Source organism: Sphingomonas aliaeris, assembly GCF_016743815.1.
Classification (GTDB): domain Bacteria; phylum Pseudomonadota; class Alphaproteobacteria; order Sphingomonadales; family Sphingomonadaceae; genus Sphingomonas; species Sphingomonas aliaeris.
On sequence record NZ_CP061035.1, the window covers coordinates 3,462,433 to 3,484,793 of the forward strand.

Consider the following 22,361-nt stretch of genomic DNA (forward strand, 5'->3'; position numbering starts at 1 on the left):
TCGGGCTCCGGGCGAAACGCGATCCGAGCCACGTACATGGCCGGCCGCGATCGCCCGGAGATCGCCTAGGCAGGCCCCTGCTTGCGGGCGCTGTCGATCATGGCACGCGCGATGCGGCGGACGGCCTCGTCATCCTTCGTGTCGTCGGTCGCCGGATCGCCCAGATGGTCCAGGCTCTGTTCCATGAAATCGAGCAGCCCGGCCTGGCGCTGCTCGACATATTCCATCAGCTTGAACAGCAGGTGTTCCGTCGCGATCTCGCGCTGCCGGGTCCGGGTGACGGGATCGGCCGCCATTACTGCGCGGCCTGTTCGGATGCGTCGAATTCGTTGAACGCCGCGCGGACCTCGCTGGCGGTGGCATCGTCGGCGACCTCGACGGTCACGACGACCCGGCCGTTCAATTCCGCGTCGTCCCGCGCTTCGGGGCTCGGCTCTCCCGCCTTGTTGTCGGAACCCGCCTCGGCGACCCCGGCGGTATTCTCGTCACCGTCGGCGACGATCGCGACCTTTTCGCGATCGATTTCGAATTGCTGGACGAGCCGCTCGACGGTCATTTCGGCTTCGCGTCGGGTATCGAATTTTGCGGTCAATTTCATGGTGCTTACTCTCGAGCCGGCATGGCCAGACATCAGAACGGCTCAAGCCGCCTGCGGTGCCATGACGGTCGTGATCTGACGATAAACAGGTTTATCGAGGCACGACCGGGTTCAGCCAATCGCCGTTCATCCTGACGATCATATCCGTCGATCCATGTTCTTCGAATCGCCCAGTTCGCCAGCGACGGCTTCCCTGATAGCCGCCGCGATCATGTCCACGTCGCACGTTACCCGGCTCGCGCTGTCATCGGACGATGAACAGGTCCGCGATCGCGCTGCCGCCGATATCGCGCAGGCGATCATCACCAGACTCGAACTGGATGCCCGGCAACTCAAACTGGCGCTTTGACGCAGCGCGATCGCCGCGACGACAGAGACAGGCGGAAGGCGCGGCAGGGGCGAATTTCCGGCGAAGTATCGGAAGCTGGCCGCATATTCCGAAGCCGCGGGCAGCTTCGCGAGGAGACGCTCGAAGGCCGTGTCGAGCGAACAAAGCATTAACCATTCTGCCGTAACGCCATACCCACGCCCTGTTCAACAGGTGGGAGGGTGTAGCGGAGCGACGACGATAGCGACACGATTCCCCGCTTTGGGTTCCAGTCGGCACCCGTTCCAGAAGCCGCTATTGCTGTACGGCGTGCTGTGCTTCGTGTTCGGCATGGTGATGTACCTGGCGGGCGTACTGTTGGTATTTCCGCGCTATCTGCTCAACCTGCACGATATTCTCGATCCGGTCGCGGAGGCGCTCGTCTGGTATAGCGGTTTGCCTATCATGACGGGGATCGCGCTCTCGCTGGTCGATCTGCTGTATATGCACCGCCACAAGAAACCCAACGTGCCGGTCCGCTTCACCCCGGTGCAGCGCCGTCGCGTCACGGTGGCGCTGACGGCGTACGATGACGAAGACAGCATTGCCGGCGCGGTCCAGGACTTCTTGCTCCATCCGCTGGTCGAGCGCGTGATCGTGGTCAGCAACAACAGCCGCGACCGGACGTTCGAGCGTGCCGAAGCGGCCGGCGCGATCACGTTCGACGAACTTGCCCCCGGCTACGGCCGTTGCGTGTTCCGCTGCCTGAGCGAAGCGGCGGCGTTCGAGGATACCGAATTCGTGGTTCTATGCGAGGGGGACAGCACGTTCCGCGCCTATGACATCGAGAAATTGCTCGCTTATGCTCCGCACGCCGACATCGTCAACGGCACGCGCACGGTCGAACCGCTACGCCAGTATCTGACGCAGCTCAGCGTGTTCATGTACTATGGCAACATCTTCGTCGGTAAGCTGCTGGAGGCGAAGCATCTCGGCCGGGGCACGATCACCGACATGGGCACGACGTACAAACTCTGCCGCCGCGACGCGCTGATCGCGCTGCTGCCGCATCTCAACCCGGCGGTAAACCTGGAATTCAACGCGCATCTTCTCGACACCGCCCTGAACCGGGATCTGGTGCTGCTCGAATGCCCGATAACCTTCCATCCGCGGATCGGCTTCAGCAAGGGCGGCAACGTCGACAACTGGCGCGGGTTGCTGGTCGGCTGGCGGATGATCGTCGGATTGCTGTCGGACTGGAAGCGCTACGCATGAGCGGCGACTATCACGGTTCTCGTCTGGAGATGGACGCCCGGCGCGGCGGCGTGTGGTCTGCGCTGTGGCGCTACTTCTTCCGCAACCGGATCGCCGCGAACGCCTGCGTGCTCGATCTGGGCGCGGGATATGGGGATTTCATCAACACCGTCGTCGCGCGCCGGCGGATTGCAGTCGATACCTGGCCCGGTCTGGTGCAGCAGGTCGATGCAGGCGTCGAAGCGATCGTGGGCCCGGTCGACGATCTTGGAGCCATCGGCGACGGCGCGGTCGATTACGCATTCGCTTCCAACCTATTCGAGCATCTGCCGCAGGACGTGTTCGTTGCCGCCTTGGCCGAAATCCGGCGGACCCTCGCGCCCGGCGGCACGCTCACCATATTGCAGCCGAACTACCGCTATGCGTACCGCGAGTATTTCGACGATTACACGCATGTCGCGGTCTATTCGCATGTCAGCCTGGCCGATCTGTTGCGCGCGCACGGCTGGAACATCCTTGAGGTTCGCCCCCGTTTCCTGCCGCTGACGGTCAAGTCGCGATTGCCGACGTGGCCGGTGCTGATCGCGGCCTATCTATGGTCGCCGATCAAGCCGATGGGCAAGCAGATGCTCGTCGTCGCGCAGCCGGCGCGATGAACGTAGCGGTCGATCGCGACACCAAGGATCGCAACGCATTGCCGATCGGGATGGAGCGCAAGCGTTGGGTGCTGCGCGCGGGACTGGCGCTGACGATCGGGCTATTGCTGTTTAACGTGGCGAAGTTGCTGGTCGCGGCCTGGCTTGCGCTCGATTACGCCTATGACCTCGACTATGGCGAGGGCATAGTCTGGCAGCAGATGCGGAACATGCTGGCGGGAACGGGCTACGCCCCGCTCCGCACCTATCCGGCGATAGTCTATCATTATCCGCCGGTGTATCATCTTACGACCGCAGCATTGGCATGGGCGGCGGGCATAGACGAGCTGCTCGCCGGGCGGCTCGTGTCGCTGTTATCGACATTCGCCTCGATGCTGTTCGTCGGAATGTTGACATATTCCGCGGTCTCGAAGGACGAAAGCACGGTCGTGCGCTGGCTGTCGGCGGGAGTGGCGGCGGCGTGCCTCGCGATGAATTCGACGATCGTCGAATGGGCGGTGCTGATGCGAGTCGATATGCTCGGCTGCGCGCTGACGCTGGGCGGGCTGGTCCTGAGCGTACGCGCGTTCACCCGACCGACGCTGGTGCCGCTGGCCGCGCTCGTGTTCGTGCTTGCTGTCTATACCAAACAGACGAACATCGCCGGGCCAGCCGCAGCCTTCGTCGCGCTGTGGTTTATCCGCCCCCGATCAGCCCTGGCGCTGCTTGGCTGGTGCGCGGGACTGGGCCTGATTGCGCTCGCGGTTCTGACGCTCACGACCGAAGGCGGGTTTCTGCGTCACATCCTGTTCTACAACGTCAACCGGCTCGATTGGAAGCGCTGGCAATTGCTGATGGAGGTCATGCCATCGCAGGCGCCGCTGATCGCAGCCGCCTGTTTCGCGATCTACGCCGCTTGGCGCCGGCTGGCCGAAGGAGGGTACGCAGCACTGAGGACCCGGACGGGTGGGGACGAAACCAATGCGACGTTGTTGCTGTTGCTGTCGTTCGTCGCGGTGAAAACGGCGATGCTGCCCATGATCCTAAAATCCGGATCGAGCACCAATTATCTTATCGAATGGTCGTGTGGAATCGCTACGTTGGCCGGGCTTGCTGCGGTGCCGGTCTTGCGAGTGGCGCATCGCGGCGATGCATGGCCATCCCCGATACTTGTCGCCTGCCTGACGATCGCGCTGCCGATCTCTGCATGGTGGACTCCGGCAGTAAACATCGATCGCCCGGCGCTACGTGCGCGGGATGTGCGGATGGCGGGAATCGTGAATCGCATCCGCGCCTCCGCCAAACCTGTCGTGACCGACGACATGGTGCTTCTTATCCGGGCGGGCAGGCCGGTCGAATACGAACCCGCGATCGCCGCAGAGCTGGGCTATAGCGGGGTGTATGACGAGGCGGGGTTCGTGGCGAAGATCCGCCGCGGCGACTTCGGCTTCTTCCTGACGCGGGGCGACCGATCGAGCCGGCTGTTCAACGAACGCTACAATCCACGCGTCGCGGATGCGATCGACGCCGTCTATCCGCTGAAAGAGCGCGACGGCGATCTCGTGTTCCACCTGCCGTCGCGATGAGGATTGGGCAAGCCGATGTCGGCGCGATCGGGCAGTTGCTGCGCTTCGGTATCGCGGGGCTTGCCTCGGCGTCGATCTATGGCGGCGTGTATCTGGCGCTGGCTGCCCGTGTGCCCGCCGCCCACGCGACCCTGGCCGTACCGCCAGCCTTCGCCATTGCGCTGACGTTCAGCTATGCGCTGCACAGCCTTTGGAGCTTTCGTGGGCACGGGCGTCGTCCGGACGGTGGCCTGCGTCCGCTTCGCTTCCTGATCGTGCAGCTGGCGCAGCTCGGCACCAATATCGCGGTGACATGGTTACTGACGTTCTGGCTCGGCACGCCAGCGTGGGTGCCGCTCCTCCTGGCGATCCTGATCGTGCCGTTGGCGAGCTTCTATCTGCAGCGAACCTGGGTGTTTGGCTAGGGTTCGGGCTTTGTCACCTGAAGCTGGAAGGCGGTGACTCCCGTGAGCATGAATCGGGTTTTGGCAGCAAAAAGCCGCCAGCCTTTCGGCCAGCGGCTTAATCTCACCTGTTCGGATGAGGCTTACGCGAACTTGACGCTCGTCTTGACCTTGCGGCTACGCGATGCGGCACCAATCATGCCGAAGCCGAGGATCATCATGCCCCAGGTCGCTGGTTCCGGAACTGCGCCAGTCGGCTGGTATGTCAGCCCCTGAAGCGTCGAACCATCGATAATGCCGAACGTGCCGAGATTATTGAAGGCCGTCGCATTGGTACGGAAGATGTACGTAGCGCTGTTCTGGTTGCCCGTCAGACCGTTCGCCCCGAACTCCACCGTGACGACCGATCCCGACGGCGAACGACCGAAGCTGGTGGTCGACCCGCTCGGGGTTCCGTTAGCGAGCGTCGGATTGTTCGCCGCGATGAACAGGCCCGCGCCGTCGGGATCCGGACCAGAAGCATATCCGTCAACCAGATATGCGCCGAAATCACTGACCGTGAAGCTGCGGATTTCCTGGCTGCTGATCGCGCCAGCCCCGGTCCGGAGAACCTGGAAATAGAAATCCAGCGTGCCCAACGTATTCCGATAGACAGCCTGATTGAAGGTGGCCGCAAACGTGAACGCCTGGCCCGAAGTGACCTGGCTCGCCAGCAGCGTGCCCTGGCCAGCCGGCACACCGGCGGTCGGCGCGACGCCCGTGCTGCCCGCGACCAGAACGGCGGCGTTTGCCGACGTTGCCACGGTGCTCAGCGCAGCAGCGGCAACGGCCGCCAAAATATATCTCGTCATGACATCCATACTCCCATTTTTATTTTGCTACTCGCACCTTTCTCGCAAATTCCGCCCTGTTTGAAGCGATCTTAACGTGGCCCGTGCAAATGATTACATGCAAGACCCACACCACTGGCGGAAAACCGGCGTTTTTTTCTTGCGAGTATTGAAACTGTAAGCGGGAGCGACAGGTTTCGGAGTTTCCAGTCGTAAGAATCTGTTGCGATACAGCAATTTCGGCGCGCCCGACCGTATCCAAGTGATGGCTGGAGCTCCAGCCGACTACCGAGTGTTGGTGGGAGACGACCAGTACCACGAGCCAGCGGCCAGAGGTTCGATCCCTGTGCAGGGCGTCAAATCTCGTCGGATCCTCGTTCGACATGGATGCGGAGCATGAACCGGGTTGCCGCGATCAGCAGGACCATCACGATGAGGTAGACCAGAGTGACAATAGTTCGCGCTGTCCAGCCGGCGGCACATCCGACGCTATCGCCGTAACAGGCGTATGTCGCAACGTAGAGGGCAAGAAGATACGCCAGCGTCGATACGACAGCCAAGGTAACCGACACGCCCCGGATGACCATGATCATATCCCGCCTGCTTTTGGCGACTCCGTGGCGGTTTATCCATCCGACCGGCGGCACCCGAAGTATCGCTACTCATAAGCCATTTGATCTAAGATGGTTTCTTGGTCGGGGCGACAGGATTCGAACCTGCGACCCCCACACCCCCAGTGTGATGCGCTACCAGGCTGCGCTACGCCCCGACCGAGGCGGCGCGTTTATGCGGGAGTGGCGTGCGATGCAAGCGCCGTCGTGATTCGCCGGGTGTCGCCTAAGACGACACTGAGCCCGCCGCCGGTGCGGCAGGGGTTGGAACCAACCGATTGTTGCACCGTCAACTCTATGATGATAGCGCGCGGCGCTTGTAGCGTGGGGCCTCCCTGCCCCGCCACCCGTCCATTCAGGTATACGCATGTTGATCCCCCAAGCCTTTGCCCAGACCGCGGGCGGCGCCGCAGCCAATGGCGGCGCCCTCGGCATGTTCGCGAGCATCGCGCCTTTGCTGCTCGTCTTCGTCGTATTCTATTTCCTGATGATCCGTCCGCAGCAGAAGCGCGTTAAGGCGCAGCAAATGAAGATCGACGCGGTGAAGAAGGGCGATTCGGTCGTGACCGCGGGCGGTATCCTGGGCAAGATCACCAAGGTCGATGACAGCGTCGCCGAAGTCGAGATCGCGCCGAACGTGCGCATCCGCGTGGTCAAGGCGACGTTGAGCGACGTGACCGGCGCCGGTACCGCCAAGCCCGCGAACGACTGAGCCCGATCATGCTCGATTTCCCGCGCTGGAAAGTGCTGTCGATCCTGGGGTTCATCGGCGCGCTGATGCTGCTGGCGGTGCCCAGCTTCCTGCCCGATTCCGTCACCAACAAATGGGGTTCGTTCCCGCATCCCAAGATCAATCTGGGACTCGATCTGGCAGGCGGTTCGTACCTGCTGCTGGAAGCGGACACGACGGAACTGGCGCGCACGCGGCTCGACAATATGCGCAACAGCATCACCGATGCGATGCGCACCGCACCGGCGATCCAGATCGGCGACATCGCCAGCGACGGCAAGCAGCTAAGCTTCCTGCTGCGCGACGTGACGCAACTCGACGCGGCGCGCGAGCGGCTCAACAAGCTGACCGCAGGCGCCGGCATGACCGGGCAGCGCGACTGGGATTTGAGCGTCGTGGATTCGACGCGTATCGTGATGACGCCGACCAAGGCGGGCTTCGACCAGGCGGTGAAGGAAGCGATGAGCACCGCGACGGACGTGGTGCGGACGCGTATCGACAAGCTGGGAACGCGCGAACCCACGATCATCGGCCAGGGCGCGGACCGCATCGTCGTGCAGGTGCCGGGGCTGAACGATCCCAAGGCGCTGAAGGAATTGCTCGGCAAGACCGCCAAGCTCGAATTCAAGATGGTCGACGAGACGCAGGTCGACCCGACCACCAAGGCGCTGCCGGTGGGCACGCAATTGCTCAACTATCCCGAGGGCGGTCCGCAGGCGAAGATCCTCGTCAAGCGCCGCGCGATCCTGACCGGTGACCAGCTGGTCAGCGCGACGCAGGGGTTCAAGCCCGAGGATAACAGCCAGCCGATCGTCAATTTCTCGTTCGACAGCACCGGCGGGCGTATCTTCGCCAAGATCACGCAGGAAAATATCGGCAAGCGCTTCGCCGTCGTGGTCGACAATCAGGTTATCTCGGCACCGCGCATCAACACCGCCATCCTGGGCGGCGCCGGCTATATCGAAGGCAGCTTCACCGTCGCCTCGGCCAACAACCTCGCCATCTCGCTCAGCTCAGGCAAGCTGCCGGTCGCGCTGAAGGTGATCGAGGAACGCACCGTCGGGCCGGATCTCGGCGCGGATTCGATCCGGGCGGGTATCCTTGCCTCGGTCATCGCGGTCGTCGCGGTGGTCGTGTTCATGCTGCTGACCTATGGCCGGTTCGGCGTCTATGCGAACATCGCCGTCGTCATCAACGTCGTCATCATCATCGGCGTGCTGGCGCTGCTGAACGGTACGCTGACGCTGCCGGGTATCGCCGGCTTCGTGCTGACGATCGGTACGGCGGTCGACGCCAACGTGCTGATCAACGAGCGCATCCGCGAGGAACGCCGCCGCGGCCGCAAGGTCGTGCAGGCGGTCGAACTCGGCTATAAGGAAGCGAGCCGGACGATTTTCGAGGCGAACGTGACGCATGCAATCTCGGGCGTCATCATGCTGTTGCTCGGCTCGGGCCCGGTCAAGGGCTTCGCGGTCGTGCTGCTGATCGGCATCGCCACGTCGGTGTTCACCGCCGTCGTCTTCACCCGGATGCTGGTCGCGCTGTGGCTGCGCAAGAACCGCCCCACCGACATCAACATTTGATCGGCGAAATCCAATGCGCCTGCTGAAACTCGTACCCGACAATACCAACCTGCCGTTCGTTTCGCTGCGGAAATGGGCATTCGGGCTGACCCTGATCCTGTCGATCGCGGCACTTGCCCTGGTGTTCACGCGCGGGCTGAACCTCGGCGTCGATTTCGTCGGCGGGCTGATGATCGAGGAGAAGTTCCAGACCCCGCCCTCGCTCGACAAGCTGCGCACGACGGTCGACGCGCTGAAGCTGGGCGAGGTCCGGCTGCAATCCGTCGGCAGCGACGGCAAGACGATCTCGATCAAATTGCCGCCGCCCGAAAGCAGTGACGAGGGCGCCGTGACGCGCACCGTGCAACAGGTGCAGGCCGCAGTGACGAGGGACTTTCCGGACGCGACCTTCTCCAAGCAGGATGCGGTGTCGGGCAAGGTCTCGGGCGAGTTGATCTGGCGCGGCGTCCTTGCCGTCGTGCTTGCGGTGATCGGCATCGGGCTGTTCGCCGTGCTGCGTTTCGAATGGCAGTTCGGCGTCTCGACCGTCGTCGCCATCGTCCACGATCTGTTGATGACGCTCGGTTTCTTCGCGCTGACCCGATACGAGTTCGACCTCAACATCGTTGCCGCCGTGCTGACGATCATCGGCTATTCGATCAACGACAAGATCGTGATCGACGACCGTATCCGCGAGAATATGCGCCGCTATCGCAAGATGGACATGCCGCAGATCGTCGATCTGTCGGTCAACGAAACGCTGCCGCGTACCGTTATGACGTCGTTGACGATCCTGCTTGCCCTGGGCGCGCTGCTGCTGTTCGGCGGCCATGTGCTGCGCGGCTTCACCGCGGCGATGATCCTGGGCATCTTCGTCGGCACCTATTCGTCGATCTACGTGTCGTCGTCGCTGCTGATCACGCTCGGCTTGCGCGCGGATCCGAACACGCCGGATGCGCCTGCCGCCCCGAACACTGCGGAGCGCGTCGGCCCGCGCAGCTGATCGGGAGCGGCGCCGCGAATGCCGCCTCAAGGGAGTCCGGACGCATGAAGATGGACAAACCGCAGACCGACGGGCCGATCATCGCCGGCTTCTCCAGTGGCGGGTTCAAGGTGGATGACGGCGTATATCATGCGCTGCTCATCACCCCGGTGCGTGCGGATGGCTGGAGCCCGCCGCCGCTCGCCGACCTGACCGAAGCCGATCTCGCGCCGCTGCTGGCGTTGGATCCTACGCCCGAATTCGTGCTGCTCGGCACCGGCGCCAATCTCGTGCGCCCCGCCCCGGCCTTGATCCGCGCGCTCGAGGCAAAGGGGTTCGGCGTCGAGGCGATGGACAGCCGGGCCGCGGCGCGCGCCTGGGCCGTGCTGCGCGGCGAAGGTCGCTGGATCGCCGCCGCGCTTTATCCGTTCGACTGAGCGTTCGCGACGAGGCCGGCGAGATACGCGTGTAATCCGGCGCTGTTCGCACCCCAGGTGAAGCGCTCCGCCTTCGCCCGCGTCGCCGACTGGGCGGGTGGATGTGCGATCAGATCGGCGATCGCGCCGGCAAAGGCGTCAGGCTCGGCCGGCACGATCCGCCCGGCATCGGGGCTATCGACGATCTCCGCCGCGCCGCCCGCGGAGGTGATGACGACGGGCGTTCCGCAGGCGAGCGATTCCACCCAGGCGTTGGCCAGTCCTTCGGATGCCGAACACAGCGCCATGACGTCCGCGGTCGCGAGCAGATGGTGCAGGTCCTCATGGGCGACCGCGCCGAGCAGCCGGATGCGATCCCCTGCCCCGCTGCGCGCGATCTCCGCCTCCAGCGCGGCGCGGTCGGGGCCTTCACCGGCGACCAGCAACGACACGTCCGGCAAGGACGCGACCGCACGGATCACCACGTCGTGCCGCTTGCGTGGAATCAGCGCGCCAAGCGAGACAACAAGCGGACCCGAGATACCGAGCGCAGCCTTTCCCGCGACCCGGTCTGCGGGAACGAAGCGGTCGAGATCGACGCCGGTGTGATGCACGCGGATCGAATCGCCCCGCATGCCGAGCGCGATCATGTCGGCGCGCATGGCTTGCGACACGGATAGCAGCCCGTCCGCCCGGCGCCCGGCGTCCAGCACCTGCGCCGCCGTACCGGCGCATGTCCCCCAATAATGCACATCCGCGCCGCGCGCCTTGATCGATACCGGCACGCCGAAGTGACGGCCTAGTGCGACCGCCGCCGGGCCATCGGGAAAGAAGAATTGCGCGTCGATGATGTCGAACGGAAAATCGCGGCGGATATCGCGCAGAACCGGTTTCAGTCGCCGTACCAGGCTGGCGACGTGAAAACGCCCCCGGTTCCGGGAAGAATCGTGAAGCGCGGGCGGCGCACCTCCACCCCGTGCCACGTTTCGCATTCGGGCAAGGCGCGCCGCGGGGCGTAGTGCGGCAGATGGCCGAACGGGGCAGGCGGCATTCCGATCGGCGCAACGACGCGAAGGTCGACACCGGGAAGTGCCGCCAGGCCGCGCGTCTGCCGTCCCACGAACACGCCGAAATTCGGTCGCGACGCATCCGGGAAGAGCGAGGACAGGGTAAGCACGCGAAGCATTCGCCACGCTTTTACGCGGCGATAGTTAAGCCCGGTTTTCCCTGGGTGTTATTTTATGTTTCCGGGTCAATCAGATCCGGGTGTCGCCGGGATAAGCGAAGAGCAGATCGCTGCCGACCGCCGCGCTGATATGCGCCGTGCCTTCGATCAACAGGCACTCGCCCGCCTTGAACGCGACGCCGTCGACCACGCCTTCGCCGACCGCCGGCACGAACCATCCCGGCTTCCCTTCGGGCAAGGTGATCGTCCGGTCGCCGCCGGGCCAGCGTTCCAGCACGAACTTCGGCCCCTCGACCAGGAGAATGCGGTCGTCCGCAACGCGTCCGGGCGCCGATGGCGCGACATAGGGGTTCGGGTTCGCCACCTCGATCCCGTCCTTGAGGTGCAGTTCGCGGTCACTGCCATAGTCGTAGAGGCGATAGGTCGTGTCAGAATTCTGCTGGATCTCGATCACGGTGATGCCGCCGCCGATCGCGTGGATCGTGTCGCTGGGGGCATAATAGAAGTCGCCCGCCTTGACCGGCTTCCAGTCCAACTTGTGCTCGATCGACCCGTCGAGCGAGGCGGCGCGCAATTCCTCCTTGCTCATCGGTTCGAGCGTGCCGATCGCGATCGTCGCGCCCGGCTCCGCCGCCAGCACGACCCAGCATTCGTCCTTGCCCCGCGGCAGGCCGCGTTCGTGCGCCTGTTCATCGTTCGGATGCACCTGCACCGACAGTTTCTCGCCTGGAAACAGATATTTGATTAGCAGGTCCGGCTGTTTCTCGCCCGGCGTCTCGAACCAGATCTCGCCGATCGGCGGCGCATCCGCGGCAGGATCGGGAAAGCCCGGCCACAAAGTGTGCCGCCCCCACGGCTTTTCGACCCGGCGAGTGGTGAGCAAGGTCGCGGGCATGTCGGGGGTTCCTTCGAATAACGGTACAGGGCGCTGCAACGCACAAGGTGCGCACTCGCTCCGCCGCAGGCAAGGGCAGATCCGCAAATCACGCCGGTGTGTCTCGGCCGCCGGCCCGCGCGATTTCCGGTCGTATTCGAAAAGCATTGTTCGCAACCGCGCGGCTGCGCTATGGCGTCAGGCCATGCGTACCCTCATGTCCCGCCCGATCGCGCTTGCGGTCGCCGCACTCGCCCTGTCCATCACTGCGGGCTGTGCGCGCAAGACCGGCAAGAACGATCTTCCCTATGTCGCGCGCGACGTCGGCACGCTGTACAGCGCGGCGAAGACGCGGCTCGACCAGGGACGCTTCAAGGAGGCGGCGGCGCTGTTCGACGAAGTCGAGCGGCAGCATCCCTATTCGATCTGGGCGCGCCGCGCACAGTTGATGAGCGCGTACAGCAATTATTCGGGCCGCGATTATACGAGTTCGATCCAGTCGGCGCAGCGCTTCCTGCAGGTGCATCCGGGCAACCGCGACGCCCCATATGCGTACTATTTGATCGCGCTCGGTTATTACGAACAGATCAGCGACGTCACGCGCGACCAGAAGATCACGCAGCAGGCGCTCGATTCGCTCGGCGAACTGACGCGTCGCTATCCCAACACCCGCTACGCCGCCGATGCGCGGCTGAAGATCGATCTGGTCCGCGACCATCTGGCCGGCAAGGAAATGGAGATCGGCCGGTTCTACGAATCGCGCGGCCTGTGGATCGCGGCGACGATGCGCTTCCGCAAGGTGGTCGACGATTACCAGACGACGACGCACACGCCTGAGGCGTTGATGCGCCTGACGGAGACGTATCTGGCGCTTGGCGTTCCGGACGAGGCGAAGAAATCCGCCGCAGTGCTCGGCGCCAACTATCCGGGCACGCAATGGTATGACCGTGCCTACAAGCTGATGCGCGAAAATCCGGGCATTGCGCTCGCCGCCGTTCCCCCGGGCCAGCCGATCGTGCCGGTCCAGGGTGCGACCGCAACGCCGACGCGTCCCGGCAGCAACGACGTCGCGCCGAAGGACGATCGTTCCGCCGCGCCGACGCCGGGCAATCGCACGGGCACGTAATAGCCTGTAAAAGAACAATTCCGGAACAATCGGAAATGCGATAAGGCCCGGCCGATATGCTGACCGCGCTTTCCATTCGGGACGTCGTCCTGATCGAAGCCCTGGACCTGGATTTCTCCGGTGGCCTGGGTGTGCTGACCGGTGAAACGGGCGCGGGCAAATCGATCCTGCTGGACGCGCTGGGCCTGGCGCTGGGCGCGCGCGGCGACAGTGCGCTCGTCCGTCATGGCACGACGCAGGCGGTGGTCACGGCGAGCTTCGACGCCCCGCCCGCTGCGGCAGCCTTGCTCGCGGAGAACGGGCTGGAGACGGAACCCGGCGAACCGCTGATCATCCGCCGGATCGTCAAGGCGGACGGCGGAAGCCGCGCGTTCGTCAACGACGCCCCCGCCTCCGCCGGACTGCTGCGCGAACTGGCGACCCATCTGGTGGAGATCCACGGACAGCATGACGATCGCGGGCTGCTCAATGCGCGCGGGCACCGTGCCCTGCTGGACAGTTTCGCGCGGATCGATACCGGTCCGGCGGCCCATGCCTATCGTGCGTGGCGCGCCGCTTCCGAGGCGTTGGCGACGGCTAAGGACGAACTGGAGAGCGAGGCGCGCGACCGCGAATGGTTGGAACATGCCGTCGCGGAACTGACTGCATTCGCCCCGGAAGACGGCGAAGAGGAGGTTCTGGCGACGCGGCGTGCAGGCATGCAGCGCGGCGAGAAGATAGCGGACGATCTTCGTGCGATCGCCGATCTGCTCGAGGGATCGGACGGCGGTCTCGCCAAGTTGCGCCAGGCGGCCCGCGTACTGGAGCGTGTCGGCGAGGATCACGAGGCGCTCGGCGAGGCACTCGCGGCGATCGACCGAGCGATCATCGAGGCGGCGGAGGCGCAGGACAAGGTGGACGAGGCGGCCGCCGCGCTGGCGTTCGACCCCGCCCAATTGGAAGCGGACGAGACGCGCCTCTTCGACCTGCGTGCCCTCGCCCGCAAGCACCGGGTGCAGCCCGAGGACCTGGCGGCGCTATCGCAGGACCTGTCCGAACGGCTCGACCGCCTGGACAGTGGCGGGGCCGGGCTGGCCAAGCTGGAACGCGCTCTGGCGGAGGCGGCGACCGCCTATGTGATCGAGGCGGATGCGTTGAGCGCGCAACGGAGCGATGCGGCGATGCGACTGGACGCGGCGGTCAAGGGCGAGCTCGCGCCGCTCAAGCTGGATGCCGCGCGCTTCCGCACTGCCGTGGTTCCGGTCGCGGAGGATGGCTGGGGCCCGGCGGGCAAGGACCGGGTCGAGTTCGAGATTTCGACCAATCCGGGCGCTCCGTTCGCGCCGCTGACCAAGATCGCGTCCGGCGGCGAATTGTCGCGCTTCATCCTCGCGCTGAAGGTCGCGCTGGCGGAGGAAGGCGGCGCGGCGACGATGATCTTCGACGAGATCGATCGCGGCGTGGGAGGTGCCGTGGCGAGCGCGATCGGCGAACGACTCGCCCGATTGGCGGATCGCACGCAATTGCTGGTGGTGACGCACAGCCCCCAGGTCGCCGCGCGCGGACGCCACCATCTGCTGATCGCCAAAAGCCATGACGGCACCGTCACGCGAACGGGCGTCCGCATGCTCGACGAAGGCGAGCGGCGCGAGGAAATCGCACGGATGCTGTCCGGCGCCACGGTGACCGACGAGGCGCGGGCGCAGGCGAAGCGGTTGCTGGAGACGGCGTGAGACGTCTGCCGGAGGGTCGGCCCCCAACACATCATAGCCTGCGCAATCACACATATTTAAACATCGCGACAATCGCGTAACGACCTGCTATACCGAGTCCATCGCGCGAGATTGCCCACAAGCATCGCACGGCTGAGAGACTTTACGCGCTCCCGCTTGTTCAAGCCACGGAGCCGCGCTCAGCCCTCTCGCCAATCCTCTTTCCCACATCCGTATCGTGCCTTGTGCAGGATCCGTTTCGAGGCGCACCGGCTGGAGCCGGGCGGCGCTCTCGGTTTCTTCTTCCGGCTCCGTCTACCCAAGGAAATACCTATGCCTATCGGCACCGTAAAGTTTTTCAACGCGGACAAGGGCTATGGCTTCATCGCGCCGGAAGAGGGCGGCAATGACGCTTTCGTCCACATCAGCGCCGTCGAAGCCGCCGGCATGCGTACGCTCGACAAGGAACAGCGCGTTTCCTACGAGCTGGAGCAGGACCGTCGCGGCAAGATGTCTGCGGTCAATCTCGCTTCCGCGTGAATGATCTGCGCGGGCGGCGGAATTGTCCGCCGCCCGCGCTCTCATTCAGCCCGGGAGAGTGCTTTTGAATACCACCGCCATGTTCTATCGCGATCGCGCCCGTCAGGCGGAAGCCGACGCCGATTCCGCCACGCTCGACAATGTCCGCGACCGTTGGTCTCGTGCCGCAAAAGCCTGGGACGAGATGGCCACGCGCGCAGAGAAGACCGCCGAGCGCCGTTCGGTGAACGAAGAAGCGAAGGCGATGCTTGGCGAAGAGGATTAAGGTCCTTCGACGCTGATAAATTGCCGACCCGCAACCCGGATCGGTTCGCGTCGATCAAAATCCGCTGATCGACGGTAAATCGCGGCGATCGGCCCGTGCTCTGATCTATACGAGCCCAGCGCGAAGCCTGCGATACGAACGGGGTTGATGGCCTGCCCTCACCTCCGCTAGCCCGTGGCGATGCACGCGCTCTCGACCGAAATCGCCCTGCCGCAAACCGACGAGGAAGCCAGCGCATTGCTGGCATCGCTCGCTGCAGAGATCGCGCGGCACAATGCGCTGTACCATACGCACGATGCGCCCGAGATCTCGGACGCCGACTATGACGCCCTCACCCGCCGCAACGCCGCGATCGAAGCCGCCTTCCCGCATCTGATCCGCAGCGATTCGCCGAGCGTCGCGGTCGGCGCCGCACCCGCCGCGCACCTCGCCAAGGTCGCGCATGCCAGGCCGATGATGAGCCTGGACAATGCGTTCAGCGACGAAGAGGTCGCGGACTTTATCGGACGCGTCCGGCGGTTCCTGAAATTGCCGGACGACGCGACCGTAGCGCTGACCGCCGAACCGAAGATCGACGGCCTGTCCTGTTCGCTGCGCTACGAAGGCGGGCGGCTGGTGCAGGCACTGACCCGCGGCGACGGGCGCGTGGGCGAGGACGTGACCGCCAATGTCCGCACGATCGGCGACATCCCGCAATCGCTGCCCGCCGGAGCCCCCGATGTCTTCGAGGTGCGCGGCGAGGTGTATATGGCGAAAGCGGATTTCGCCGATCTCAACGCGCGATTGCTCGCCGCGGCCGGGACGACGGGCAAGGAAGCGCGCCAGTTCGCCAATCCACGCAACGCCGCCGCCGGGTCGCTGCGCCAGAAGGACGCCGCCGTCACCGCGTCGCGCCCGCTGAGGTTCCTCGCGCACGGCTGGGGCGAGGCGAGCGCCATGCCGGGCGAGACGCAGGTGGAGATCGTCGCCATGATCCGCGGCTGGGACATTCCCGTCGCGGACGCCTTTACGCGCGTGGAGACCGTGGACGCTGCCCTATCCGTCTATCGCGCGATCGAGGCGGCGCGGGCCGATCTGCCGTTCGATATCGACGGTGTCGTCTACAAGGTCGATCGGCTCGACTGGCAGGCTCGTTTGGGCGCGGTGGGCAAGGCGCCGCGCTGGGCGATCGCGCACAAATTCCCCGCCGAACGCGCGCAGACCACGCTCAACGACATCGAGATCCAGGTCGGGCGCACGGGCAAGCTGACCCCGGTCGCCAAGCTGGAACCGGTGACGGTCGGCGGCGTCGTGGTGCGCAACGCCACCTTGCACAATGCCGACGAGATCGCGCGACTCGGCGTGCGCCCGGGCGACCGGGTCGTGCTGCAGCGTGCGGGCGACGTCATCCCGCAGATCGTCGAGAACCTCACCCGCGACGAACCACGCGCCGAGTGGACGTTCCCCACGCACTGCCCGCGCTGCGACAGCGAGGCGGTGGCGGAGGAAGGCGAAGTGGACGTGCGGTGCACCGGCGGGTTGATCTGCCCGGCACAGCGACTGGAGCGGTTGCGCCATTTCGTATCGCGCGGCGCGCTCGACATCGACGGGTTGGGCGAGAAGACCCTGGTCGAATTCCTCGATCTCGGCTGGATCCGCGAACCGGCCGACATCTTCCGCCTCGCCGGTCACCGCGGCGATCTGGTCGGGCGCGAGGGGTGGCAAGGCAAATCGGTCGACGCGCTGCTCGCCGCGATCGAGGCGCGCCGGACGCCGGATGCGGCGCGCCTGCTGTTCGGCCTCGGCATCCGCCACGTCGGGCAGATCACCGCGCGCGACCTGATGAAGATGTTCGTCACCCTCCCCGCCCTGCGCGAAACCGCACAGGCCGCCCGCGCGGGCGATCCCGAGGCGACCGAGCGATTCGCGCTGATCGAGGGCGTCGGCCCGGTCGTCGTCGCGGCGCTGTGCGACTTCTTCCACGAACCGCACAATATCCAGGTCTGGGACGACCTGCTCGCGGAAGTCAGCCCGCCGCCGTTCCTTGTCGAAACCCGCGAGTCGCGAGTCAGCGGCAAGACCCTGGTATTCACCGGCAGCCTCGAGACGCTGAGCCGCGACGAGGCGAAGGCGCAGGCCGAATCGCTCGGCGCGCGGGTGGCCGGATCAGTCTCCGCAAAGACGGACCTCGTCATCGCCGGACCGGGCGCCGGATCGAAAGCGAAGAAAGCCGCGGAACTGGGCATAGAAGTGATCGACGAAGCCGCCTGGAACGCGATCGTCGCCGCTGCCGGATAGAACCGAGATGGTTTCAGGTGATGCTTTTTTGCAACGCAGCATGAAACACTTGTAAGCCCCCCTACACAAGGTCCACGCTGTCATTTATCCGTCATGAACAGCGCGCAAGGCGCATTCGGTGGCGCGGGACGCCGGAATTTCAGGGCCATGAGCCCGCCAAGGGGAAGTATCATGCGGACGAAGTTTTTTGCCGGCGTTGCATTTGCGGCGCTGATCATTCCGGGCGCGGCTTACGCCCAGTCGACCGGATCGGCCGATCTCGACCAGGAAATCGTCGTCACGGCGCGCGGCACCAAGGGTGTCGGTGGCGTACAGATCCCTGACACGAGCAAGGCCAAGGGTGTCTTGACGCAGGAATTCATCGCGCGGCAGACGCCGGGCAATTCGATCCTCGATACCATCAACTCGCTGCCGGGCGTCAGCTTCCAGAACAACGATCCGTTCGGTTCGGCCGGCGGCACGCTGACCATCCGCGGTTTCGACTCGAGCCGCATCGGCCTGACGTTCGACGGTATCCCGCTGAACGATACCGGCAACTACGCGGTCTATTCGAACCAGCAGCTCGATCCGGAACTGATCGAGCAGGTCAACGTCAGCTACGGTTCGACCGACGTCGACAGCCCCACCGCCGCGGCATCTGGTTCGACCGTCAACTACCGCACGATCGTGCCGACCGACGAATTCGGCGCGCGCATGCAGGGATCGATCGGCGACTATAAGTTCTTCCGTATCTTCGGTCTGCTCAACACCGGCGTGTTTACGCCGTGGGGCACCAAAGCCTGGCTGTCGGCCAGCCACGCAGAGAACGACGTCGTTTTCAACAATTTCGGCAAGATCGACAAGGCCCAGTATAATGGTCGCGTCTATCAGCCGATCGGCGGCAACGGGGATTTCGTCTCGGTTGCCGGTAACTATAACGTCAACCGGAACAACTTCTTCGGTTCGGCCCCGCTCCGCGAAGACACCAACGTGTTGACGCAGGCGACTTCGTCAACCACCGACCCGCTGATCACGGCACAAAATCCGCTTTTGGTGACGGGTGCGGTTCGTACGCCTGGTACTGGCTCGACGAACCGTTTCCCCAATAGCCGCGACGAACTGCCGTACAGCGTCGCTCGCTGCCAGGTCCGTGGCGCTGGCGTTGCCGGCGCCAACGACGTACCGAACAGCTGTGGCACGAGCTTCGACGAACGGTACAACCCGTCGAATACCGGCAGCATTCGTATCAACTCGCGCTTCACGCTGGCACCGGGCGTGGTGCTGACGGTCGATCCGAGCTACCAGTACACCAAGGCCAATGGCGGCGGCACCGTCCGAGGTCAGGAAGGCGGTTATACTCAAACCGTAAGCACGTCCGTTCCGCGCGGCGCGATCACCACCCCGCTTTATGGCTTCATCGGGAACAGCTATTATTTCGGACGAGACCTGAACGGCGACGGCGACGTTCTCGACCGGACGACGGTCGTAGGCACGACCACCACCAACGGCGGTGTCACCTTCCTCGCACCGAGCCAGACGGTCACCAACCGTTACGGCGTCAACGCTTCGCTGCGTTACGACTTCGACGAGAACAACACCGTTCGCGTCAGCTACGTTCACGATTATGGTCGTCATCGCCAGACAGGCGAACTCGGCCTGCTGCAAGCTAACGGCTTCCCGCAGGACGTCTTCCCGATCAACAACCCGCTGCGCGACGTCAACGGTCGCGTAATCCAAAAGCGCGATCGTCTTTCTTTCGCAACCTTGGACCAGGTTTCGGGCGAATATCGTGGCGACTTCGGCGCGATCACCGTCAATCTTGGCGTGCGTGCGCCGTTCTTCAAGCGCCAGCTGAACCAGTTCTGCTTCACCACGGCAGCCAACGGCAACGTCGACTGCCTGGGTCGTGGCAACACGGCTGACAATGCGACCTACGCCACGGCCAACCCGAACTATGCGGCACCCCAGTCGCGCACGTTCAAGTATAATCGCGTTCTTCCGAACGGCGGCGTTACCTTCAAGCCGATGCAGAGCGTGACGCTGTATGCCAACTATTCGAAGGGCCTGCAGGTCCCGGGTACGGACAACCTGTACCAGACCTTCTTCTATGCGCTCGGCAACCCGGCCGCGAACCCCGCGCCGGAAACTACCGACAACCTCGACGCCGGCATTCGCTACACGTCGAGCCGGGTGCAGGCGACGTTGAGCCCATGGTATACGCGCTTCCAGAACCGTCTGGCATCGGCGTTCGACGTGGACACGCAGCAGACGATCTACCGCAACCTCGGCCGGGTCGATAAGTACGGCATCGACGGCAGCATTTCCTACCGTCCGATCCCGGAAATGACGGTCTACGCCTATGGTTCGTACCTGTGGTCGGAGATCAAGAACAACGTCCAGATCGGCAGCTGCCCGACGACACTGACGGCCGCGAACACGACCAACAATTGCATCGTGGCCGGTGCGCCGATCATTGCACTGACCGCCGGCAAGCGTGAATCGGCGGCGCCGGTCTACACGTTCGGTGGTCGTATCCAGGGCGAGTTCGGTCCGGTCTTCGTTGGCGTGCAGGGCAAGCGGACCGGTCCGCGTTACCTGAACGACCAGAACCTGCCGAACCTGCAATGCACGGCTTCTCTAGTGAACCAGATCTGCCCGACCGCCGCTGCGACGCCGGCAGCCTTCACCGGCACGCGTGGCTTCGAATATCAAGTCTATGGTGCGAAGGCTCCGGGCTATACCACGTTCGACGTCGATGCCCGTATCGCGCTGGACTTCGTCGGTCTGAACAAGACAACGTATCTGCAGCTCAACGTGCAGAACATCTTCGACAAATATTATGTCGGCGGTTTCGGTTCGTCGGGTGGTTCGTCAACGCTGTACAACGTTCCGTTCATCCAGATCGGTTCGCCGCGCGCGTTTATCGGTACGCTGAACGTCCAGTTCTGATCGGATCGGTCCTCATCTGAGGCCTAAAGAAAAGGCCGCCGCCCCAATCGGGACGGCGGCCTTTTTCTTTGTCAGTGGCGGTCCCGGCGACACCGGCCCGGGAAGCGGGCGGCCTCCGCCGTGCCGCCCGGCCTCACCGCATCAGCACGAGTTCCTCGGCCATCGACGGATGCAGTGCGACGGTCTGGTCGAACGCGTCCTTGGTCAGCCCGGCTTTCACTGCGATTGCGGCGGCCTGCAGGATCTCGGGGGCGTCGGGGCCGATCATGTGCAGGCCGAGCACCTTGCCCGTCTCGCTGTCGCAGATCATCTTGTAGAGCGCGCGTTCGTTGCGACCGGCTAGCACGTTCTTCATCGGGCGGAAGTCGGAGGTGTAGACCTTGCACGATCCGAGTTTGTTCTTGGCCTCCGCTTCGGTCATGCCGACACCGGCCATCGGCGGGTGGCTGAACACGGCGGCGGGGATATTCTCGTAATCGACGCGTGTCGGCTTGCCGCCGAACACGGTGTCGGCGAACGCCTGCCCTTCGCGGATCGCGACCGGGGTCAGCTGCACGCGGTTGGTCACGTCGCCGACGGCATAGATGCTCTCGCAGGTCGACCGGTTGTCGTCGTCTACCTTCACCGCGCCCTTTTCGTCCAGTTCGACGCCTGCGGTCTCGAGGCCCAGACCCGCAGTGTTCGGTTCGCGGCCGGTGGCGAACATGACGCAATCCACGGTGATCGGTTCATGGCCCGCCATCTTGACCGTCAGGCAACCGTCCTCGCCCTTCTCGATGCCCTGGAAATCGGCGTGGAAGCGGAATTCGATGCCCTTCATCATGGAAATCTGGAGCAAACGGTCGCGGATCGATTCGTCATAGCCGCGCAGAATGACGTCGGTGCGGTTGATCAACGTCACGTGCGCGCCGAACTGGTGGAATATCCCCGCGAATTCGTTGGCGATATAGCCTGCGCCCGCGATCAGGATGCGCTTCGGCACTGCGTCCAGATGAAACGCCTCGTTCGAGGTGATGCCATGTTCGGACCCCGGGCATTGCGGCACCGACGGCGTCGCGCCGGTGGCGATCAGGATCGTCTTCGCCGTGACCTCGCGGCCGCTTGCCAGGCGGATGCCGTGCGGACCGGTCACCTCCGCGCGTTCGGCGATCATCTCGACCGAATGGTTTTCCAGCGTGGACGTATAGGCGCCGCTGATCCGGTCGACCTCCTCCAGCACGTTGTCGCGCAGCACCTTCCAGTCGAAATCGCACTGGTCGGGCACGTTCCAGCCGAAGCGGCGCGCGTCCTTCAGATCCTCGGCGAAGTGTGCGCCGTAGATCAGCAGCTTCTTGGGCACGCAGCCGCGGATCACGCAGGTGCCGCCGATCCGGTATTCCTCCGCGACCGCGACCTTCGCGCCGTGCGCTGCGGAAACGCGAGCCGCGCGCACGCCGCCCGATCCTGCGCCGATGACGAAGAGGTCGTAATCGTATTGGGAGTCGCTCATCTTCAGTGCCTCAAGAAAGATCCGTTCGTGCCGAGCCTGTCGAAGCACAGCTCGTAATTTCGACGACGGAAAGAAAAGAACGGCCCTTCGA

The 22,361-nt window shown here is 64.3% G+C and carries 21 protein-coding genes, 1 tRNA gene and 1 pseudogene; 15 read left to right on the forward strand and 8 right to left on the reverse strand.

All coding sequences use genetic code 11. The features are described from left to right. Positions 1 to 65: 65 nt before the first annotated feature. Positions 66 to 296, reverse strand: a complete 231-nt coding sequence (locus tag H5J25_RS16380) for a PX domain-containing protein (protein WP_202092922.1) — start codon at positions 294 to 296, stop codon at positions 66 to 68. Next, a complete protein-coding gene (locus H5J25_RS16385) occupies positions 296 to 598 on the reverse strand; it encodes a hypothetical protein (protein WP_202092924.1) in 303 nt (100 codons plus the stop codon). The genes H5J25_RS16380 and H5J25_RS16385 overlap by 1 nt, the downstream gene beginning before the upstream one ends. 154 nt (positions 599 to 752) lie before the next feature. Between H5J25_RS16385 and H5J25_RS16390 the strand changes: the two genes are divergently transcribed. From H5J25_RS16390 to H5J25_RS16410, 5 genes are all read left to right on the forward strand, one after another. After that, the gene (locus H5J25_RS16390; RefSeq protein ID WP_202092926.1) at positions 753 to 947 is read left to right on the forward strand and encodes a DUF6771 family protein; all 195 of its coding nucleotides are present in this window, start codon (positions 753 to 755) and stop codon (positions 945 to 947) included. Between the two features lie 240 nt (positions 948 to 1,187). Further along, positions 1,188 to 2,180 (forward strand): glycosyltransferase family protein, encoded by a 993-nt coding sequence (locus H5J25_RS16395; RefSeq protein WP_225883190.1) that lies wholly within the window; start codon positions 1,188 to 1,190, stop codon positions 2,178 to 2,180. Then, complete coding sequence (locus H5J25_RS16400; RefSeq protein ID WP_202092928.1) at positions 2,177 to 2,815, forward strand: class I SAM-dependent methyltransferase; 639 nt, start codon at positions 2,177 to 2,179, stop codon at positions 2,813 to 2,815. The genes H5J25_RS16395 and H5J25_RS16400 overlap by 4 nt, the downstream gene beginning before the upstream one ends. Next, positions 2,755 to 4,380 carry an ArnT family glycosyltransferase gene (locus H5J25_RS16405; protein ID WP_225883191.1) on the forward strand — a complete coding sequence of 542 codons (1,626 nt, stop codon included), beginning with the start codon at positions 2,755 to 2,757 and terminating at the stop codon, positions 4,378 to 4,380. Before H5J25_RS16400 ends, H5J25_RS16405 begins: the two co-directional genes overlap by 61 nt. Beyond that, entirely contained in the window at positions 4,377 to 4,784 is a 408-nt protein-coding gene (locus H5J25_RS16410) for a GtrA family protein (protein WP_202092930.1), read from the forward strand. The genes H5J25_RS16405 and H5J25_RS16410 overlap by 4 nt, the downstream gene beginning before the upstream one ends. Before the next feature lie 122 nt (positions 4,785 to 4,906). On the opposite strand, the gene H5J25_RS16415 is transcribed toward H5J25_RS16410, so the two are convergent. The 3 genes from H5J25_RS16415 to H5J25_RS16425 form a co-directional block, all read right to left on the reverse strand. Beyond that, positions 4,907 to 5,614 carry a PEPxxWA-CTERM sorting domain-containing protein gene (locus H5J25_RS16415; RefSeq protein ID WP_202092932.1) on the reverse strand — a complete coding sequence of 236 codons (708 nt, stop codon included), beginning with the start codon at positions 5,612 to 5,614 and terminating at the stop codon, positions 4,907 to 4,909. 335 nt (positions 5,615 to 5,949) lie between these two features. Beyond that, entirely contained in the window at positions 5,950 to 6,186 is a 237-nt protein-coding gene (locus H5J25_RS16420; protein ID WP_202092940.1) for a hypothetical protein, read from the reverse strand. Between the two features lie 99 nt (positions 6,187 to 6,285). Continuing rightward, positions 6,286 to 6,362: transfer RNA gene (locus tag H5J25_RS16425), tRNA-Pro, on the reverse strand. A gap of 209 nt (positions 6,363 to 6,571) precedes the next feature. Here H5J25_RS16425 and yajC point away from each other — a divergent pair. From yajC to H5J25_RS16445, 4 genes are read left to right on the forward strand one after another with little or no spacing between them, the layout of a single operon-like run. After that, entirely contained in the window at positions 6,572 to 6,916 is a 345-nt protein-coding gene (gene yajC, locus H5J25_RS16430; RefSeq protein ID WP_202092944.1) for a preprotein translocase subunit YajC, read from the forward strand. An 8-nt stretch (positions 6,917 to 6,924) separates the two neighbouring features. Beyond that, a complete protein-coding gene (secD, locus tag H5J25_RS16435; protein ID WP_202092945.1) occupies positions 6,925 to 8,517 on the forward strand; it encodes a protein translocase subunit SecD in 1,593 nt (530 codons plus the stop codon). A 13-nt stretch (positions 8,518 to 8,530) separates the two neighbouring features. Further along, a complete protein-coding gene (gene secF / locus H5J25_RS16440; RefSeq protein WP_202092946.1) occupies positions 8,531 to 9,499 on the forward strand; it encodes a protein translocase subunit SecF in 969 nt (322 codons plus the stop codon). A gap of 44 nt (positions 9,500 to 9,543) precedes the next feature. Beyond that, positions 9,544 to 9,915 carry an Mth938-like domain-containing protein gene (locus H5J25_RS16445; protein WP_202092947.1) on the forward strand — a complete coding sequence of 124 codons (372 nt, stop codon included), beginning with the start codon at positions 9,544 to 9,546 and terminating at the stop codon, positions 9,913 to 9,915. On the opposite strand, the pseudogene H5J25_RS16450 reads toward H5J25_RS16445, so the two are convergent. After that, positions 9,900 to 11,080: pseudogene (locus H5J25_RS16450) on the reverse strand (glycosyltransferase). The gene H5J25_RS16445 and the pseudogene H5J25_RS16450 sit on opposite strands and share 16 nt — an antisense overlap. A gap of 70 nt (positions 11,081 to 11,150) precedes the next feature. Beyond that, positions 11,151 to 11,975 carry a class I mannose-6-phosphate isomerase gene (locus H5J25_RS16455; RefSeq protein WP_202092949.1) on the reverse strand — a complete coding sequence of 275 codons (825 nt, stop codon included), beginning with the start codon at positions 11,973 to 11,975 and terminating at the stop codon, positions 11,151 to 11,153. Between the two features lie 184 nt (positions 11,976 to 12,159). On the opposite strand from H5J25_RS16455, the gene H5J25_RS16460 reads away from it, so the two are divergent. The 6 genes from H5J25_RS16460 (at position 12,160) to H5J25_RS16485 (ending at position 20,781) form a co-directional block, all read left to right on the forward strand. Next, positions 12,160 to 13,080 (forward strand): outer membrane protein assembly factor BamD, encoded by a 921-nt coding sequence (locus tag H5J25_RS16460; RefSeq protein WP_202092952.1) that lies wholly within the window; start codon positions 12,160 to 12,162, stop codon positions 13,078 to 13,080. Between the two features lie 56 nt (positions 13,081 to 13,136). Then, on the forward strand, positions 13,137 to 14,792 hold the full coding sequence (gene recN, locus H5J25_RS16465) for a DNA repair protein RecN (protein ID WP_202092953.1): 1,656 nt from the start codon (positions 13,137 to 13,139) through the stop codon (positions 14,790 to 14,792). A 312-nt stretch (positions 14,793 to 15,104) separates the two neighbouring features. Next, complete coding sequence (locus H5J25_RS16470; protein ID WP_202092956.1) at positions 15,105 to 15,311, forward strand: cold-shock protein; 207 nt, start codon at positions 15,105 to 15,107, stop codon at positions 15,309 to 15,311. 64 nt (positions 15,312 to 15,375) lie between these two features. After that, positions 15,376 to 15,576, forward strand: coding sequence for a hypothetical protein (locus tag H5J25_RS16475; protein WP_225883194.1), 201 nt, complete (start codon positions 15,376 to 15,378; stop codon positions 15,574 to 15,576). A 180-nt stretch (positions 15,577 to 15,756) separates the two neighbouring features. Further along, positions 15,757 to 17,853: an NAD-dependent DNA ligase LigA gene (gene ligA / locus H5J25_RS16480; RefSeq protein WP_202096438.1), complete on the forward strand. Its 2,097-nt coding sequence runs from the start codon at positions 15,757 to 15,759 to the stop codon at positions 17,851 to 17,853. 171 nt (positions 17,854 to 18,024) lie between these two features. Next, positions 18,025 to 20,781: a TonB-dependent receptor gene (locus tag H5J25_RS16485; protein ID WP_202092958.1), complete on the forward strand. Its 2,757-nt coding sequence runs from the start codon at positions 18,025 to 18,027 to the stop codon at positions 20,779 to 20,781. A 133-nt stretch (positions 20,782 to 20,914) separates the two neighbouring features. On the opposite strand, the gene gorA is transcribed toward H5J25_RS16485, so the two are convergent. Continuing rightward, a complete protein-coding gene (gorA, locus tag H5J25_RS16490) occupies positions 20,915 to 22,270 on the reverse strand; it encodes a glutathione-disulfide reductase (RefSeq protein WP_202092960.1) in 1,356 nt (451 codons plus the stop codon). Between the last annotated feature and the right edge of the window lie 91 nt (positions 22,271 to 22,361).

Bases quoted from the DNA above. Each gene is read 5' to 3' on its own strand.
- H5J25_RS16420 (WP_202092940.1), bottom strand. From the start codon at position 6,186: ATGATCATGGTCATCCGGGGCGTGTCGGTTACCTTGGCTGTCGTATCG.
- H5J25_RS16470 (WP_202092956.1), top strand. From the start codon at position 15,105: ATGCCTATCGGCACCGTAAAGTTTTTCAACGCGGACAAGGGCTATGGC.
- H5J25_RS16445 (WP_202092947.1), top strand. From the start codon at position 9,544: ATGAAGATGGACAAACCGCAGACCGACGGGCCGATCATCGCCGGCTTC.
- secD (WP_202092945.1), top strand. From the start codon at position 6,925: ATGCTCGATTTCCCGCGCTGGAAAGTGCTGTCGATCCTGGGGTTCATC.
- gorA (WP_202092960.1), bottom strand. From the start codon at position 22,270: ATGAGCGACTCCCAATACGATTACGACCTCTTCGTCATCGGCGCAGGA.
- H5J25_RS16485 (WP_202092958.1), top strand. From the start codon at position 18,025: ATGCGGACGAAGTTTTTTGCCGGCGTTGCATTTGCGGCGCTGATCATT.
- secF (WP_202092946.1), top strand. From the start codon at position 8,531: ATGCGCCTGCTGAAACTCGTACCCGACAATACCAACCTGCCGTTCGTT.
- H5J25_RS16405 (WP_225883191.1), top strand. From the start codon at position 2,755: ATGGTCGCCGATCAAGCCGATGGGCAAGCAGATGCTCGTCGTCGCGCA.
- H5J25_RS16460 (WP_202092952.1), top strand. From the start codon at position 12,160: ATGCGTACCCTCATGTCCCGCCCGATCGCGCTTGCGGTCGCCGCACTC.
- recN (WP_202092953.1), top strand. From the start codon at position 13,137: ATGCTGACCGCGCTTTCCATTCGGGACGTCGTCCTGATCGAAGCCCTG.
- yajC (WP_202092944.1), top strand. From the start codon at position 6,572: ATGTTGATCCCCCAAGCCTTTGCCCAGACCGCGGGCGGCGCCGCAGCC.
- ligA (WP_202096438.1), top strand. From the start codon at position 15,757: ATGCACGCGCTCTCGACCGAAATCGCCCTGCCGCAAACCGACGAGGAA.
- H5J25_RS16415 (WP_202092932.1), bottom strand. From the start codon at position 5,614: ATGACGAGATATATTTTGGCGGCCGTTGCCGCTGCTGCGCTGAGCACC.
- H5J25_RS16385 (WP_202092924.1), bottom strand. From the start codon at position 598: ATGAAATTGACCGCAAAATTCGATACCCGACGCGAAGCCGAAATGACC.
- H5J25_RS16410 (WP_202092930.1), top strand. From the start codon at position 4,377: ATGAGGATTGGGCAAGCCGATGTCGGCGCGATCGGGCAGTTGCTGCGC.
- H5J25_RS16390 (WP_202092926.1), top strand. From the start codon at position 753: ATGTTCTTCGAATCGCCCAGTTCGCCAGCGACGGCTTCCCTGATAGCC.
- H5J25_RS16400 (WP_202092928.1), top strand. From the start codon at position 2,177: ATGAGCGGCGACTATCACGGTTCTCGTCTGGAGATGGACGCCCGGCGC.
- H5J25_RS16380 (WP_202092922.1), bottom strand. From the start codon at position 296: ATGGCGGCCGATCCCGTCACCCGGACCCGGCAGCGCGAGATCGCGACG.
- H5J25_RS16455 (WP_202092949.1), bottom strand. From the start codon at position 11,975: ATGCCCGCGACCTTGCTCACCACTCGCCGGGTCGAAAAGCCGTGGGGG.